Source organism: Pseudomonas sp. E315, from assembly GCF_055406205.1.
This window is the reverse complement of record NZ_JBUZPJ010000001.1, coordinates 542,218-558,688: the sequence shown is the minus strand read 5'-3', so window position 1 is coordinate 558,688 and position 16,471 is coordinate 542,218. Positions and strand designations below refer to the sequence as shown.

Sequence of the window (16,471 nt, the reverse complement as noted above, 5' to 3'; positions counted from 1 at the left end):
TTCGCCCCTAGAGCGGGCGAAACCCATTTTTGACGGATGTTGTTATGCGCCTGTTTCACACTTCTGACTGGCACTTGGGGCAAAACCTCCACGGCCAGGATCGCGACTTCGAACACGCCTGTTTTCTAACCTGGCTACTGGCTCAGTTGGCCAGTGAGCAACCTGATGCCCTGCTGATTGCTGGTGACATTTTTGACACCGTCAACCCGCCGGTAAAAGCCCAAGAACGGCTCTACGACTTCATCGTCAGCGCCCATGAGCAACAGCCCACACTGACCATCGTGATGATTGCCGGCAACCACGACTCCGGCTCGCGCATCGAATTGCCTGCGCCGCTGATGCGCCGTTTGCGGGCTCATGCTCTGGGTCGGGTGCTTTGGCTCGATGATGGCCAACTGGATGCCGAGCGCCTGCTGATCCCACTGCCAGACGCCTCAGGCGAGATTGGCGCATGGTGCTTGGCGCTACCCTTTCTGCGCCCTGCCGAAGTCACAGGTGCGCACTTGGGTGATGACTACCTGCGCGGCATCGGTCAAGTTCACGAATGGCTGATTGAAGCCGCCAACGCCAAGCGCCAGCCGGGGCAAGCGCTGATCGCCATCAGCCACGCACACATGGCGGGCGGCTCGATCTCCGAAGACTCCGAGCGCAGCCTGATTATCGGCAACGCCGAAGCACTGCCCGCCAGCCTGTTCGGCCCCAGCATCAGCTACGTCGCACTGGGTCATTTGCACAAGCCGCAACGGGTGAACAGCGAAGACCGAATCCGCTACTGCGGCTCCCCTATTCCACTGTCATTCTCAGAAATCGGTTACCAACACCAAATCCTCGACGTGCAACTGCAAGGCGAAACATTAGTCAGCGTTGAGTCGCGGATCATCCCCCGTGCGGTGAACCTGCAACGCATTGGCCCAGCCCCCTTGGCCGACATTCTTAAACAGCTGGTTGAACTCCCCGATATCGACCTGCTGGCCGATACCCAGCGCCAGCCGTGGCTCGAAATTCGAGTCACGCTGGATGAGCCGCAACCCGACCTGCGACAGCAAATCGAAACCGCCTTGCAGGCCAAGTCTGTACGTTTAGTGCGTATCGCCGCCGAATATGCCGGCAACGGGGGGAGCACCGGGGAGCAAGACGCTTCGCGGCTGATTGAGCTTGACCAATTGACACCACAGGAGCTGTTCAGCCAAGCGTGGCAAGACAGCTATGGCAGCCAAGCGGATGAACAAACCCTCAAGGACTTTGCTGTGCTGCTGCAAGAAGTACAACTGGAGGGCGAGCAGCCATGAAAATTCTGGCCATTCGCTTAAAAAACCTCGCTTCACTGGCGGGGCCGTTCGAACTGGACTTCACTGCCGAACCATTGGCCAGCGCGGGTCTGTTTGCCATTACCGGCCCTACAGGCGCGGGCAAAAGCACCTTGCTTGACGCCTTGTGTCTGGCGTTGTTTGGCGCCGTACCGCGCCTGAACAACACCGGCCGCGACGCCAAAGTCCCGGATCTGGACGGTGAAATCGCCACCGGCGACCCGCGCACCCTCTTACGCCGCGGCACCGGTGAAGGTTATGCCGAAGTCGATTTTCTGGGCATTGATGGCCGTCGTTATCGCGCCCGCTGGGAAGCCAATCGCGCCCGAGAAAAGGCCACTGGCAAACTGCAAGCCAGTCGCCAAAGCCTGCGTGATTTGGACAGCGACCAACTGCTGGCCAGTCAGAAAGGTGATTACAAACTCCAGCTCGAAGCCCGGCTGGGGCTCAACTTTGAGCAGTTCACCCGCGCCGTTCTGCTCGCGCAAAGTGAGTTCAGCGCCTTCCTCAAGGCTGACGACAACGAACGCAGCGAACTGCTTGAAAAACTCACCGACACGGCGCTCTACACCCGCTTGGGCAAACGTGCGTTCGACAAAGCCAAAGAAGCTCGCGACGTTCACAAGCAGTTGCAGGATCAAGCCATCGGCGTCACCCCTCTTGAGCCCGAAGCGCGAACGCAGTTGGATCAGCGTTTCAATGAAGCGCAACAACAGCTCAAAACCCAGCAAAGCCAACTCAAACAGTTGGAGCAGCAACACTCTTGGCTCAAGGTGCTGCGCGAACTGCAAGAGCAACACAGCAACGCAACCGAACAGTTGCAACAGGCCCAAGCGCAATGGAGCGCGCAGGCACCACAGCGCCACACCCTTGAGCTGCTGGAGCAACTGGCCCCGCAACGCCATCAATTTGCACGAGTGGCTGAGCTGCAAGCGCAACTGAGCCCACTGGCCGCGCAGATCGACGCTCATCTTCAGCAGCAAACCGAACTCAGCCAGTGCCAAGTCCAGCTCAAGCAAACCCTGGACGCGGCACAACTGGCAGCCAGCCAAGCACAAACCGAGCAGCGTGAAAGTGCGCCGCGCATGCAACAAGCGCATTTGGAGCACGCTAACCTCAGCCGCTTGACTGACACACTCAACGCACAACATACCCTCAAGCAGCAAGCCGAGCAGGCCTGCGCCCAGGGTCAACAGGCGCTCAATGGCTTGCTGGAACGCCAACAACAAGGCACTGAGCGTCTTGCCCAAATTGCGACGCAGTTGGAGCTCAGCCGTGAGCTTGCGCCGCTGGCCAGTGCTTGGGACGCTTATCGTCCGCACTTACAGCAGTTGGTGCGCCTAAGTAACAACCTGAGCACGGGCAGCAAAGAGTTGGTCGCGCTTGAGCAGCGCGCCAACGACGCAGCACAGCAGTTGAACGAGCTGCGCAGCAGTCTGGAAATTCTATTTCAAGAAGCCGGGGCCGAACCCCATGCGGTCAATGAGCAAGTCCAGACGCTCAGCAGCTTGCTCAACGAAAGCCGCAAACAACAACGTGACTTCGAAGCCTTACAACGCCTGTGCAGCAGTCAGCTCGCGCTTGATGAGCGTTTACAGGCCGTGCAACTCAAGCTGCAAACCCTTCAGGGCGAACGCGAACACCTGATCGAGCAAGGCACCCACACAAAAAAACAGTTCGAGGCAGCCGAGCAAATCCTGCAGATCACTCAGCAGTTGCTTGAGCGCCAGCGCCTGGCGCGCAGTGCCAGCGTCGAAGAGCTGCGGGCGCACTTGCAGGACGACCAACCCTGCCCGGTGTGCGGCAGCCATGAGCACCCGTATCACCAGCCCGAAGCGCTGCTACAGAGTTTGTCTCGCCATGATGAGCAAGAAGAAACCAATGCCCGCAAAACCGTTGACGGGCTCAAAGAAACGCTGATTCAGTTGCGAGAAAAGGTCGGTGGCATCAATGCCCAGCACCGCGAATTTCTTGGTCAGCACCAGCACATCATCGAAGAGCAACAAACTCTGGCCCCCAGCCTTGAGGCCCATCCGCTGTACCCGCAATGGCAGGCACAACCCCCCGCCAAGCGTGAGCATTGGCTGACTCAACGCTTGGGCCAGTTACAGCACAGCATCCAGCAGGATGAACAACGGCAAAACACCTTGCTTGCCCTGCAAAAAGAAGCCGCCTTGTTGCAACAACAACTGCAGCGCAGCAGTGAGTTGAGCCAGACTGCCGCGCAGCAATTGACCGAACAACAGCTGGGGCTCAAGTCCGACACACAACGCCTTGAAGAAGAACTCGCAGACTTTGCCAACATATTGCCTGATGCGACCCTCACAGCCCTGCGCGATAACGCACCAGCCTGCTTTATGGCTCTTGATCAGCAAGTGGCTCAGCGGTTGGCCCATCTGGAGCAGCAGCGTGACGAACAGTCAGAACTGACTGAACGAGCGCAAAAAATCCTGCGCGAACACGATCAGCAAGCCAACAACACCAAAGCGCTGGACGCGTTGCAACATAGCGTTGCCGACCTCACCACGCAGCAACACTCAAGCCAGCAAGCACTCAAGAACTTACTGGGGGAACACGCCAGCGCCGAACATTGGCAGCACCAGCTAGAACACGCCGTTGAGCAAGCCCGTTTGGCCCACACTCAAGCCGATCAGGCGCTGCAAGCCACTGCCAGTCAGTTGATTCAATTGGCCGGCGAGCTCAAGGCGCAACAAGACCGACTGCTTGCCCTGCAACAGGAGCATCACACCTTAAGCACCCAAGTGGCCCAGTGGCGGGCGCAACACAGCGAGGTCGATGACCGTCATCTACAGCAATTGCTGGCGTATGACGAACCGCAAATACGCGAGTTACGCCAACAATTGCACACCCGCGAGAAGGCGGTCGAACAGGCCCATGTCTTGCTGCAAGAACGCGAGCAACGGCTGACCCAGCATCACGCTCATGCCAATGGCGCGCTCAGTGTTGAAGCGCTTGATGCAGCCTTGAATGAGCTACACACGCACATCACCCTCAGCGAGCAACAGGCGGCCGAGCTGCGCGCGCAACAAGCTGAAGACCAGCGGCGCCAAGAGGCTAATCAGGCGCTGGCACACCGTATCAGCCAAGCCTATGACGAGTGGCAACGCTGGGCCCGGCTCAGTGACTTGATCGGTTCTGGTACGGGTGACAAGTTCCGCAAAATCGCCCAAGCCTACAACCTCGACCTGTTGGTGCATCACGCCAATGCGCAACTGCGCCAACTGGTTCGCCGTTATCGCTTGAAACGCGGTGGCAGCATGTTGGGGTTGTTGGTGATGGACACCGAAATGGGCGATGAACTACGGTCTGTTCATTCGCTGTCAGGCGGCGAAACCTTTTTGGTGTCACTGGCATTGGCCCTGGGCCTTGCGTCGATGGCGTCCAGTACGTTGAAGATCGAATCATTGTTTATTGACGAAGGGTTCGGCAGCCTCGACCCCGAGTCGTTGCAATTGGCAATGGATGCGCTCGACGGTTTGCAAGCACAAGGCCGTAAGGTCGCGGTTATTTCCCACGTACAAGAGATGCACGAGCGTATTCCGGTACAGATTCAAGTACGTCGTCAGGGCAATGGCTTGAGCACGGTGGAGGTCAAATGACGCAGCACCTGTTGTATTCGTTCCGTCGCTGCCCTTACGCCATGCGAGCGCGCATGGCGCTGCGTTACTGCGGCGTGCCGCTGTCGATTGTGGAGGTCAGTCTCAAAGCCAAACCTGCTCCGATGCTGGCGATTTCACCCAAAGGCACAGTGCCCGTATTGGCCTGCGCCGATGGTCAAGTGATCGAGCAAAGCCTGGACATCATGCAGTGGGCGCTGGCCCAACATGACCCGCACAACTGGCTAAAACAGGGCAATCCTACGGCGCAGCACTTGATTGCTGAGCTGATCGAAGAAAACGACCTTCGATTCAAGGTGCAACTGGATCGTTACAAGTACGCCATCCGTTATCCCGAGCACTCAATGGAGCATTACCGGGCACAAGGCGAAGTGTTTTTAACGCGTCTGGAGGGGTTACTTGAGCAGTCCGATTGCTTGACTGGCCCTGACTTGAGCTTAGCCGATGTGGCGCTGGCGCCATTTGTGCGCCAGTTTGCTCATGTCGACCGTTTGTGGTTTGAGCAAGCGCCCTACCCACAGCTTAAAGACTGGCTAGAACGCTTTTTGACCTCAGCGTTGTTCACCTCGGTCATGCGCAAGGCCTGACACCCTGCCACTGCAGGAACGCGCTTGCTCGCGATGCGCCCACTAAACGAAGTGAAGCATTCGCGAGCAAGCTCGCTCCAGCATTGATTACGGCCGGCTGATGAACTTCACGTCAGACGGTGCGTCCATCGGCAGTTTTTGCAGGGTTTTACCCAGCTTGCCAGTAATGGGGTCGCGCTCAATGACCACGATGTCATTGCTCATCTGGTTGGCAATCAGCAAGAACTTGCCATTGGGGCTTAGGGTGAACTCTCGCGGGTGATCGCCCTCAACCGAGCGACGCTGAATTTCTGTCAGCTCACCATTGGCCGGGTTGATTGCAAATACCAGCATCTGGTTGGCTTTGCCGCGATTGCTCACGTACAAGAACTTACCGTCTGCTGAGGCGTGCAAACCACCTGCCGCACGATTTGCTGCAGGCATGCCGTGGGCCAGTTCCAACGCTTGACGCTGCTTGAGTTGACCGTTGTCGTAGTCAAATACAAATACCTGCGCACTCATTTCAGTGGTCAGGTAAGCGTGCTTGCCGTCCTTGGAGAACAACAAGTGCCGTGGCCCGCTGCCCGCCGGTAACTCAATGGCGGGAGGGGTGGCGGGCACCAATGGATGCTCGGGGTTGGCGGCCGGTGCGTAGTGGTAAACAAATACCTTGTCGGCACCCAAATCGCTGGCATACACGAAGTTGCCATCCGGGGACGACACCACCGAGTGCACGTGAGCCGAGGCCTGACGTTCAGGGTTAACACCGCTGGCCGGGTGACTGCTCATCTGAGTCACAGCCTGCAATTGGCCTTCGGCATTAAGCGGCACCACTGCCAAGCTGCCACCTGGGTCCGCATGCACCCCGTAGTTGGCTACAAACAGGTAGCGCTCATCCGCGCTGAGGCTGGAGTGCGTTGGCTCTTCACCAAGGGTTTTGACCTGATTGATCAAACGCAGCTCATTGGTTTTAGGGTCAATGGCGACGCTGCTGACGCGTCCGAACACATCCGCCTGACCCTGCCCGTTCTCATTGACCACAAACAAGCGGCGTTGATCTTTGGACAGGGTCAGCCAGGACGGGTTTACCGCCTTGAACACTTGCAACGGTTCGGGTGTGATACGTCCGTTTTCACTATCAAACTGCAAACGATAAATGCCTTGGCTCTTGCCTTGGGTGTAAGACCCAACCAACAGCTCAACATCAGTATCAGAAGCCGCTTGTGCAGACATCGCACCCACACTTGAGGCCATCAACAAGGGCAACCATTTAAGCTTCATCAGCCACCTCGGTGTCATCGTCGTCATTGCTTGCGCTCAACGCGCTGAGACAAACCAGACGGTGCTCACCCGAGTCACCCGTCAAGGTCCAGCTTTGCAAGGCAGGGTCAAAAACAGCCGCCTCCAATTGCGCGGCGCTCAAGTTCCAGCGCTTTTCGGCGCGTCCGTCCATGCACTTGATGAGCAACTGCACATCATCCAGAGAAAAATCCCAAGCATGAAGCCCATCGATTTCCAGCATATCGCTGGTTTCAAGGGCAACGCGCAAGGTCTGGTTTGAATCGCTCATTCATTTATCACCTGTAGGAAAGGCGTAATGATAGGTCAAACCCACGCCATAACCCATGTGACAGCCATAAAAAAAGCGCTAGTCGATCACTCGACTAGCGCCTTGTCACACCTGACCGTTACGCCAGGCTTTTACTGACCACTTCAAACACGTCACTGGACAGCTCACCCGAGCTGCGGATGCGCTCAAGTTCGGCTTTCATCAACGCTTGACGAGCGCTGTCATATTTACGCCAGCGAGTCAGTGGCGCCAGTTGGCGCGAAGCAATCTGCGGGTTAAAACCATTGAGCTCGATCACCAGATCCGCCAGAAAACGATAGCCAGAACCATCGGCGGCGTGGAAGTTGATCAGGTTTTGTCCGGCAAACGCGCCAACCAGTGCGCGCACTTTGTTCGGATTTTTGAGCGTAAACGCTGGGTGCGTCATCAACTGCTGAACACGCTGCAACCCACCCGGCAAGCTGCTGCCAGCCTGCACGCTGAACCACTGATCCATGACCAATGGATTGTCTTTGAAGTGCTCGGCAAAACTGGCCAGAGCAGCGGCCTTTTCAGCTTCGAACGGCGAGTTAACCAGTACCGCCAGTGCTGTCAGGCGCTCGGTCATGTTGTCGCTGTGCTCGAATTGCTCAAGCGCAGCCGCTAGCACTTCAGGCTTGGCGCTGAGCATTAAGTAAGACAGCGCGATGTTTTGCAGGCTGCGACGGGCAAAGTGCTCTGCTTCAGCCACATAAGGCGTGGCCTTCGAAACCTCGCGGTTTGCTTTATAGCGCGCCCACAACGCATCAAACAGGCTATCGGCCAATTGCTTGCGAGCGAACTCGCGGGCGATGTGAATCGCCTCGACATCAGCTATTTCGCTGATTTCCGTGAGGTAGGCCTCGCCGGGCAGCGAGAGCATTTCAGCCACCATCGCCTGATCCAACTGCTGATCGCTCATCACGCTGCGCAGGGCTTGAACCAAACGCTGATCCATGACCAGCGTTTCGCCCCGCTGGTGCTGTGCAATCAGCTCTTGCAGCACTTGAACCGACAATTGCTGGCCTGCATCCCAGCGATTAAAGCCATCAGTGTCGTGCTGCATCAGGAACATCAGTTGGTCGCGGCTGTAAGGGAAGCTCAGTTTGACCGGGGCCGAGAACCCGCGCAGCAGCGAAGGCAACGGCTTTTCAGTGATGCCCGTGAAAGTGAAGGTTTGTTGCGCCTCAGTCACTTCCAACACTCGACAGGTGCCCGCTGCGTCGGGCTCACCTGCCAACTGCAACGCACATTCAACCCCTTGTGCGTTCAACAGGCCCAGCTCAACCGGGATCACAAACGGAAGCTTTTCAACCTTGTCCGGGGTTGCTGGGCAACTTTGAGCGAAGGTCAGGCTGTAGGTTTTTTGCTCAACATCGTACTGCTCGCTGACCACAAGGCGCGGTGTGCCTGCCTGGCTGTACCAGCGCTTGAACTGAGTCAGATCAACGCCGTTGGCGTCTTCCATTGCCTTGATAAAGTCATCGCAGGTTACGGCCTGCCCGTCATGACGATCAAAGTACAGGTCGCTGCCCTTACGGAAGCCTTCAGCACCAAGCAAGGTGTGAATCATGCGTACTACTTCCGAACCCTTTTCATACACGGTCAGGGTGTAGAAGTTGGAAATTTCAATGAAGCTGTCCGGGCGAACGGCATGTGCCATTGGGCCTGCATCTTCAGCGAATTGGTGCGTGCGCAGGTAAGCCACGTCCTGAATACGCTTGACCGTGGGCGAGTTCATGTCTGCCGAGAATTGAGAATCACGGAATACCGTGAAGCCTTCCTTGAGCGACAACTGGAACCAGTCACGGCAGGTCACGCGGTTACCTGACCAGTTATGGAAATACTCGTGGGCAACAATGGCTTCAACCCGCTGGTGTGCAGCATCCGTCGCCGTTTCGGCGCGGGCCAGCACAGCGCTGGAGTTAAAAATATTGAGGCCCTTGTTTTCCATTGCGCCCATGTTGAAGTCGTTGACGGCCACGATCATGAAGATATCCAGATCGTATTCACGGCCGTAGGTTTCTTCGTCCCAGCGCATGGACTTCTTCAAGCTGTTCATGGCGTGCTGGCACTTGTCGATGTTTTCAGGCTCGACATAAATGCGCAGCGCCACGGTGCGGTCCGTCATGGTGGTGAAGGTGTCTTCAACACACCACAGGTCGCCGGCCACCAAAGCGAACAGGTACGCCGGCTTCATGAACGGGTCTTCCCAGGTTGCCCAGTGCCGACCATCTTCGTCGGGGCCGCTGGCAATCGGGTTGCCATTGGACAGCAGGATCGGATACCGGTGCTGCTCGGCCACCACAGTGGTGGTGAATGTGCTCATCACATCCGGGCGGTCGAGGTAATAGGTGATTTTGCGAAAGCCTTCAGCTTCGCATTGGGTGCAGAACATCGCGCCAGATTTGTACAGCCCCTCCAGCGCGGTATTGGATTCGGGGTGAATCTTGACGCTGGTATCGACCACAAAGTGCTCAGTGGTCGGGTGCAACGTCAGGTGGCTGTCTGTCAGTTGGTAGTCAGCCGGGGTGAGGTCGACATCATCGAGCTTGACCGATAGCAGCTCAAGTTGCTGCCCGTCGAGCATCAGTGCCGGGAAACCTGCGCCACGAGCCGGGTTGCGGCGCATGACCAGTTGCGCATGAACCAGCGTGTGGTCCTCGAACAACTCAAAGGTCAGGTGCGTTTCGTCGATCAGGTACTCGGGCGCCTGGTAGTCCTTCAGGTAGATCATTTGCGGTTGTTCGATGCGCATGCTGGAGTCCTTTTACTGATGCACGGCCAATTGATAGGCCGTGTACTTGCGAATATTGATAACGCCGGTGTCGAAGATCAGGTACTGCCCCTTGATCCCCATCAGCGTCCCTTCAACCACAGGGTCTTTATCCAGATTAAAGCTGACGATCTTGCTGGGGTAATGCTCGACCGGGTAATGAATCTCGATCGGCTCAACGTCATGCACCGGTTGGACCGCTTGCAGACCAAAACGCTCCTGCAAACTGTTCATGCCCTCGGCGCAGCTTTCAAACAGCTGATCGCGCACCGCCGCCAGATCAACTGGTTCGGCATCGCCCTTGAGCAACGCCCGCCAATTGGTGCGGTCGGCCACTTGCGAACGGAATAAGTCTTCAACAAACCCCGATTGCTGGCGCGTCGCCACGCGCACGATCGGTAACGCCTGACTGGCGCCTTGGTCAAGCCAGCGCGTGGGCAATTGCGTGGCACGGGTAATACCGACTTTGACCCCTGAGGAGTTGGCCAGATAAACCACGTGATCGGTCATGCAAAACTGCTCGCCCCAAGAGGGTTCACGGCACGTGCCGGCCTCGTAGTGGCAGCGTTCCGGGCTCATGATGCACACATCACATTGCGCAAGCTTGGTCATGCACGGGTAGCAATAACCCTGACTGAAACTTTTTTTGGTTTTGCGCCCACAGTGGGTGCAATGGATTGCCCCCAAGTATTCCAGACGCAGTTTAGTCCCGATCAAAGGGTTGACCGGCACCTCGGTATCGCCCAAACGAAACGCATACTGAACAGTCGGCGCGCCTAACGCTGCCGACATTTTGCTGATTGCACCGCGACCAATCTCAATCAATGGATAGCATCCGACTTGAACAGGATGTTAGGCACGGGCTCAGACTTGGAGCTGCACTCTTGCGGGCCCATGTAACCGGTACGCTCTTCTTCGGGCAGGTTTTGGATTTCCCAGGCGATCATGGCTTGCAGCGACAGCTCACGCTGTTCAGCGGTGAGCTTGTTGCCGTCGGCCCATTTACCGATTTCAACGGCCAGTTTCAAGCTCTGGTAGATATCGGGGGTGATGTTTTGAATCATTTCGTTGAAAGAGGACATGGTTCTTTTCCACTCTTTAAAATTTATGGGACCTGTAGCAGCCTTCGGTAACTGCAATCAATAGCTCATCAAACTGCGTGTTTACGTCGAGTCCAAAGCCCACCGAGCAAACCGGTCAGACAACCCATCAACAAACCGCCCACATGAGCGGCGTTGGCAATTTGGCCAAAACCAATCATCGATACCAAACCGGACATGCACAGCGCCAACCACACCAACATCATGACCAATACGCCGCGAGGCAGGCGATACATGGGATTGGGTGCCATCAGTTGGTAAATCCAGATGTGCCCCAACAAGCCATACAGTACGCCGGACAACCCGCCAAACAGGCTTGGGCCGCCAAACAGGTATTGCGCGCAGTTGGACACCAGACTAAACAGCAAACTCAGGCCTATCAGATTGATGCTGCCTTGCCGCATTTCAATGCGCCGCCCCAGCTCCCAGTACCACATGCCGTTCATGGCGATATGCAGGAAGCCGAAGTGGATCAACATGGGGGTGAACAATCTCCACCACTGGCCCGATGCCAGGGTATCGGACAACGGTATGAACTGGATGTACTGGCCGGTAATGCTGAAGTCCAAAAAGGTCAGCGCACGCAACATCGACAGGTTGTCACCCAGTTGAGTCACCGCCGCCACGATAATGCACAGCAACAAAATGACAGCCGTGGCCGGGCTGTCACGCAGTTGCTGAGCGACGCTTGGGCGAGCCATAGCAGGTGGGCGCTCGACAATCGGCAGCTCATGCTGCGGGTCGCCCTGCGGGAAGCGCTGATACAAGCTGCGCACATCCTCGGCAATGCTTTCAGGCGCCCACAACACTTGCTCACCCGCCTCCTCACTGACCCGATGCGGAACCTGCATGCGCTTGAGCAAGGTCACAAAACCACTGAGGTCAACCGATAGCGGAAAACGTAAAACAGCAACAGCACTCATTGAATAGCCTCCGGGCGCTCAACATCCACCCATACAAATTTGCGCGGATCAAGGCGAGGCTCTTGATCCAGACGGTAGGCCACCAACTTTCCATACAACACAGCACTGTAATCGAGGCAGGCTAGGTTAGGCCGTATCGGCGCGGGCTTGCCGCTGCGCCAGTAATGGCCGACAAACAACATGGGTTCTTCGATGCCGTAGCGCAGCAAAGCGCTCTTTTCAGTGGGCGACAGCGGCTTTTGTGCCACTCGCTCAGGCAGCGCATCGGGTTGAAACACGATGTCGCCGTAAGTTTTTGGGTCGTCTTCCCAGAATTTGGTACGGAAAAAAGCCCGGGTCAAACCATCGCCACCGGTCAAGGTCATGCCGTCTGGCAAGCGCATATCCGTGCCGCGCAACAACCGGTTAAAGCTCATGTTGGCGAAGCTTTCAGGCTCGGCGGCGGCCTGTAAAAAATGCTCATCAATGCAGCCATTCGGGAATTGCGCCCGCAGTGTTGCAATCACATCGGCATCCCAACAGGCGTGTACCACCCGGAAACGCCCGGCATCGACAAACAGCGGCATGTCATAAAACCATTGCACGAAGTCATGCCATTCGCCGGGATAGTGGGCAAATTGCTCAAGGGTTTCGTGAATCAAGCGGGTATGGCGCGGGTTGTGTTCACGCACATACTGTTTGCCGCTGCCCGCCGGAGCCGGCGTACACCAGCCCAGCGCGTTGAATTCATGGTTGCCCATCAGGCACAGCGCCTGACCTGCTTGCACCATGTCGTAAACAATATGCAGCGATTCGCGAATACGCGGGCCGCGATCAATGATGTCACCGAGAAACACCGCCATCCGTTGCGGGTGTCGCCAGATACCGGCGAGTTTGCGATAGCCCAGACGCTCCAGCAGGTGCTCAAGAGTATGAGCACAGCCATGCACGTCACCGATCAAATCGTAACTGCGCGCTGGATCGAGCATCAGTCGCTCCTACCGCCCAGTCGGCTACCCCAGCCGAGCTTGGTCCGACACACCTCGTAGTAGTTGTGGTCCAACGGGTGAATCAGGCGCAGCTTTTGCGCTTTTTTGCTCACGGTGATGGTGTCACCGGGCGCACAGGTAAAGTGATTTTGACCGTCACAGGACACTTGCGGGTAAATCTGCATGTCTTTGGCAACAACGATTTTCAGCTCGCTGTTGCCATCGACCACAATCGGACGGCTGCTCAGCGTGTGCGGGTACATGGGCACGATAACAATGGCATCCAGTTTAGGGTGCATGATCGGGCCACCTGCGGACATCGCATACGCCGTAGAGCCGGTGGGTGTTGCCACGATCAGGCCATCGGCCTTTTGGCTGCACACGAACTGACCATCAATGTGCAATTCAAACTCAATCATGCGGGTCGATTTGCCAGGGTGCAGCACCACGTCGTTCAGTGCATCGCCCTGACCAATAGCCTCGCCATGACGGCGAACCTCGGCTTGCAACAAAAAGCGGTTTTCAACCAGATAGTGACCGTCCAGCACCTCAGCAACTTTGACTTCCAGCTCATCCGGGCGGATGTCCGTCAAAAAGCCCAGGCTGCCACGGTTGATGCCTAGTACCGGCACATTGTGCCGAGCCAGCGCACGAGCCGCGCCCAGCAAGCTGCCATCACCGCCGACCACAATCACCATGTCGCAGACTTCGCCGAGCATTTTGCGCGATGAGGTTTGCAGGCCGTGACCGGGCAGCACTTCAGCAATGGTGTCTTCGAGGATCACGTGCATGTGCCGATCAAGCAGGAATTTTTTCAGTCGGCGAACCGTGTCGAGCACCTGAGAACTGCCCAGACGACCAATGATGCCGATATTACGAAATTGCTCCATGAGGCTCCTGCGGGGTTCAAGGCGTGCGAAAACAGCGATTATGGGCGAAAGACGACGATAGACAAAACCCTTTCAGCCCATGAGCAAACAGCTATGCTCGCAGGATGACCCTCTTCCCTGACTTGCTCAACCTGCCGCGCCTGTTACGTCACCCAGAGGTGCGTGATTTGGCGTGGGTGATTCTCGCCCCGCCCATGCTCAGCCAAACCCCGTGGTCACAACGCCACCCGTTGGCCGGAAGCGATTGGGTGCAAGCCCCCCATTTGCTTGAGCGGTGGTTGCGCCAACTGGATCAACACAGCGCTCCCCTGCAACAGTGGCTCGCCTTGGCCACCACCCGCCGACTGGGGCGTTATTACGAGCGGCTGTGGCAATTTGCAATTGAGCATGCTCCGGGCGTGGAGCTGGTGGCTGCCAACCTGCCGATTCGCGTGGGCGGGCACACGCTGGGTGAGCTGGACATGCTGTTGCGCGATAGGGACGGGACTCACCATCTTGAGTTGGCGATCAAGCTGTATCTGGGGCCGCAGCACGGTGACGCCTGCCTGCCGACCAACTGGCTGGGGCCAGGCAGTAACGACCGGCTTGATCGCAAGCTCAAGCATTTCAGTGAGCACCAGTTGCCTATTTCATCGCGCCCGGAAAGTCGCCAGGTGCTTGCTGAGCTTGATATTCAGACGTTTAGCGCACACATGTGGCTGGGTGGCTATTTGCTCTATCCGTGGCCCGGGCACGCTCAGCCCCCGGTTGGCGCCCACCCCCAGCACCTGCGCGGGCGCTGGCTGCACCAGCGTGACTGGCACGCGTTTATTCAGCAGAGTGATGCAGGTTGCTGGCAACCATTACCGCGACATGCCTGGCTCGCCCCTGCGCACTATGGCCGTGAAGGTTTGTGGACGGCACAACAACTGAGGGTTTGGCTTGAAGAACTGCACCCACAAGCCCCCGCCCAGTTATTAGTGCGGCTAACGGAAAACAGCGAGGGTGATTGGGAAGAAGCCGAGCGTCTTTTTTTAGTGTCCGACCTGTGGCCCAACGTGCCTGGCACGTTGTCTGAGTAAAAGTTGACGCATCACAGGCGCAGGATGATTAACACGTTTAAAGTAAACGCACTCCGCCACACAAGAACGGAGATTCAAGACCTAAACCGTGAGGAAAAAACATGTCCTGGAAAAGCTCAGTCGACAAATACAGTCGAATGTCCATTGCGCTGCATTGGCTAATGGTGCTGCTGTTTATCCTGATTTATGCCTCGATTGAGTTTCGTGGAATTTTCCCGAAAGACAGCGACGGCCGCACCCTGATGAAAGACGCGCACTTTATGCTTGGCCTGACCGTGTTTGCACTGGTCTGGTTGCGGTTACTGGCACGAAGCCTTGGCGTGACACCCAAAATCACACCGACGCCACCCGCTTGGCAAACTGCGCTGGCCACCCTCATGCACTGGGCGCTCTACGTGTTCATGATCGCGATGCCGGTGCTGGGCTATTTGATACTCAGCTACAACGACAAATCGGTGTTCTTTTACGGTTTCGACCTGCCAGCGCTGACGCTCAAGGACCCGGATTTCGCCAAACAAATCAAAAGCTGGCACGAACTGGGCGGCAGCATTGGCTATTGGCTGATTGGGTTGCACGCACTGGCGGGGCTGTTCCATCACTACCTGATCAAAGACAACACGCTGCTGCGCATGCTGCCTAAGCGCGGCTAAATCGGTGAAGCAAACCCCCGGCGGCCCTGCAGGCCGCCGGTATGCACAAACACTACGCGCATCCCGCGCTTGAAACGCCCTTGCTCAACCGCCTGTTTGAGCGACAGTAACGCCTTACCGGTGTACAGCGGCTCCAGCGGCAAATCACTGCTCGCTTCGCTTTGTTGAATAAACCCCAAGAGCGCCTCATCTACTTTGGCAAAACCACCACGACTGGCGTCAATCAACTCGAAACGGCGGCTAACACAGGCTGCGTGTTGCAAGATTGCCTCCACTTGCGGCGCCACCCCATGATCATTCGGCACGGCCAGCGCGCCATAAACAGGTCGTTCACCCTGCTCAGCCATGACCAAACCCGCTAACGTTGTGCCAGTGCCTGCAGCCAACCACCAACAGTCGTAATCGCGCCACCCCACATTCCCCAGCTGCTCACGCACCTGAGCCATCAACGTCATGCAGCCCAAAGCACCTGCCAGCCCTCCGCCCCCCTCAGGCACATTGTGCAACTGCGGATACTGCGCCTGCCAAGGCAGCCAAAAGCCTGGCTCATGACGCGCGCGATAACCGGCATAGCCCAACCAATGCAATTGCATGCCGTAGCGCTCAAGATCACTAACCGTGGGAGTGTGTTGCGCATGCCCGCGTAACAGACCCACTGTGGTAAAGCCGAAGCGTTTACCCGCAGCTGCCAGCGCGTGCAGATGGTTTGAATGAGCGCCCCCCAGACTGATCAGCCCGCGAGCACTTGCGGTGTGAGCCGCATGCAGATGGTGATTGAGTTTGAACCACTTGTTGCCGCTGATCAGCGGGTCAATCAAGTCCAGGCGCAATACCGACACCTCAACGCCGGCCTGCAACAGCCAGTCAAAGTGCAAGCGCTGCAAAGGAGCGCGGGGCTGCCAGTCGATCAGGGGAAACATCAAGAAGGGCTCCGCTCAAAATGAACGGAGTTTAAATCACTTACCCAGCCAGCGCGCTGAAGAGCGCGCATGTCTGTGAGGCCC

Annotated in this window: 14 protein-coding genes; 5 read left to right on the top strand and 9 right to left on the bottom strand. The window is 57.1% G+C overall.

The window, feature by feature from the left end; translation table 11 throughout:
• Positions 1-44: 44 nt before the first annotated feature.
• From ACZRJQ_RS02655 to ACZRJQ_RS02645, 3 genes are read left to right on the top strand one after another with little or no spacing between them, the layout of a single operon-like run.
• Positions 45-1,289, top strand: a complete 1,245-nt coding sequence (locus tag ACZRJQ_RS02655) for an exonuclease SbcCD subunit D C-terminal domain-containing protein (protein ID WP_463976848.1) — start codon at positions 45-47, stop codon at positions 1,287-1,289.
• Complete coding sequence (locus ACZRJQ_RS02650) at positions 1,286-4,927, top strand: AAA family ATPase (protein WP_463976847.1); 3,642 nt, start codon at positions 1,286-1,288, stop codon at positions 4,925-4,927. Before ACZRJQ_RS02655 ends, ACZRJQ_RS02650 begins: the two co-directional genes overlap by 4 nt.
• Positions 4,924-5,532 (top strand): glutathione S-transferase, encoded by a 609-nt coding sequence (locus tag ACZRJQ_RS02645; protein ID WP_463976846.1) that lies wholly within the window; start codon positions 4,924-4,926, stop codon positions 5,530-5,532. Before ACZRJQ_RS02650 ends, ACZRJQ_RS02645 begins: the two co-directional genes overlap by 4 nt.
• A gap of 87 nt (positions 5,533-5,619) precedes the next feature.
• On the opposite strand, the gene ACZRJQ_RS02640 is transcribed toward ACZRJQ_RS02645, so the two are convergent.
• From ACZRJQ_RS02640 to ACZRJQ_RS02605, 8 genes are all read right to left on the bottom strand, one after another.
• The gene (locus ACZRJQ_RS02640) at positions 5,620-6,792 is read right to left on the bottom strand and encodes a lactonase family protein (protein ID WP_463976845.1); all 1,173 of its coding nucleotides are present in this window, start codon (positions 6,790-6,792) and stop codon (positions 5,620-5,622) included.
• Entirely contained in the window at positions 6,782-7,081 is a 300-nt protein-coding gene (locus tag ACZRJQ_RS02635; RefSeq protein ID WP_463976844.1) for a DUF5629 family protein, read from the bottom strand. Before ACZRJQ_RS02635 ends, ACZRJQ_RS02640 begins: the two co-directional genes overlap by 11 nt.
• 118 nt (positions 7,082-7,199) lie before the next feature.
• Positions 7,200-9,857 (bottom strand): aminopeptidase N, encoded by a 2,658-nt coding sequence (gene pepN, locus ACZRJQ_RS02630; protein ID WP_463976843.1) that lies wholly within the window; start codon positions 9,855-9,857, stop codon positions 7,200-7,202.
• Between the two features lie 12 nt (positions 9,858-9,869).
• Positions 9,870-10,700, bottom strand: a complete 831-nt coding sequence (locus ACZRJQ_RS02625) for a DUF2797 domain-containing protein (protein ID WP_463976842.1) — start codon at positions 10,698-10,700, stop codon at positions 9,870-9,872.
• Entirely contained in the window at positions 10,697-10,957 is a 261-nt protein-coding gene (locus ACZRJQ_RS02620; RefSeq protein ID WP_463976841.1) for a YeaC family protein, read from the bottom strand. The genes ACZRJQ_RS02625 and ACZRJQ_RS02620 overlap by 4 nt, the downstream gene beginning before the upstream one ends.
• Positions 10,958-11,025: 68 nt before the next feature.
• Complete coding sequence (locus ACZRJQ_RS02615) at positions 11,026-11,898, bottom strand: rhomboid family intramembrane serine protease (RefSeq protein WP_463976840.1); 873 nt, start codon at positions 11,896-11,898, stop codon at positions 11,026-11,028.
• A complete protein-coding gene (locus tag ACZRJQ_RS02610; protein ID WP_463976839.1) occupies positions 11,895-12,866 on the bottom strand; it encodes a metallophosphoesterase in 972 nt (323 codons plus the stop codon). The genes ACZRJQ_RS02615 and ACZRJQ_RS02610 overlap by 4 nt, the downstream gene beginning before the upstream one ends.
• Positions 12,866-13,756: an NAD(+) kinase gene (locus tag ACZRJQ_RS02605; RefSeq protein ID WP_463976838.1), complete on the bottom strand. Its 891-nt coding sequence runs from the start codon at positions 13,754-13,756 to the stop codon at positions 12,866-12,868. The genes ACZRJQ_RS02610 and ACZRJQ_RS02605 overlap by 1 nt, the downstream gene beginning before the upstream one ends.
• A 104-nt stretch (positions 13,757-13,860) precedes the next feature.
• Here ACZRJQ_RS02605 and ACZRJQ_RS02600 point away from each other — a divergent pair, with 104 nt between their 5' ends.
• Together ACZRJQ_RS02600 and ACZRJQ_RS02595 are read left to right on the top strand one after the other, a co-directional pair.
• A complete protein-coding gene (locus tag ACZRJQ_RS02600; RefSeq protein ID WP_463976837.1) occupies positions 13,861-14,817 on the top strand; it encodes a DUF1853 family protein in 957 nt (318 codons plus the stop codon).
• A 101-nt stretch (positions 14,818-14,918) separates the two neighbouring features.
• Entirely contained in the window at positions 14,919-15,467 is a 549-nt protein-coding gene (locus ACZRJQ_RS02595; protein WP_463976836.1) for a cytochrome b, read from the top strand.
• Here ACZRJQ_RS02595 and ACZRJQ_RS02590 read toward each other — a convergent pair.
• Positions 15,464-16,390, bottom strand: coding sequence for a 1-aminocyclopropane-1-carboxylate deaminase/D-cysteine desulfhydrase (locus tag ACZRJQ_RS02590; protein WP_463976835.1), 927 nt, complete (start codon positions 16,388-16,390; stop codon positions 15,464-15,466). The two genes, ACZRJQ_RS02595 and ACZRJQ_RS02590, sit on opposite strands and share 4 nt — an antisense overlap.
• Positions 16,391-16,471: the final 81 nt, after the last annotated feature.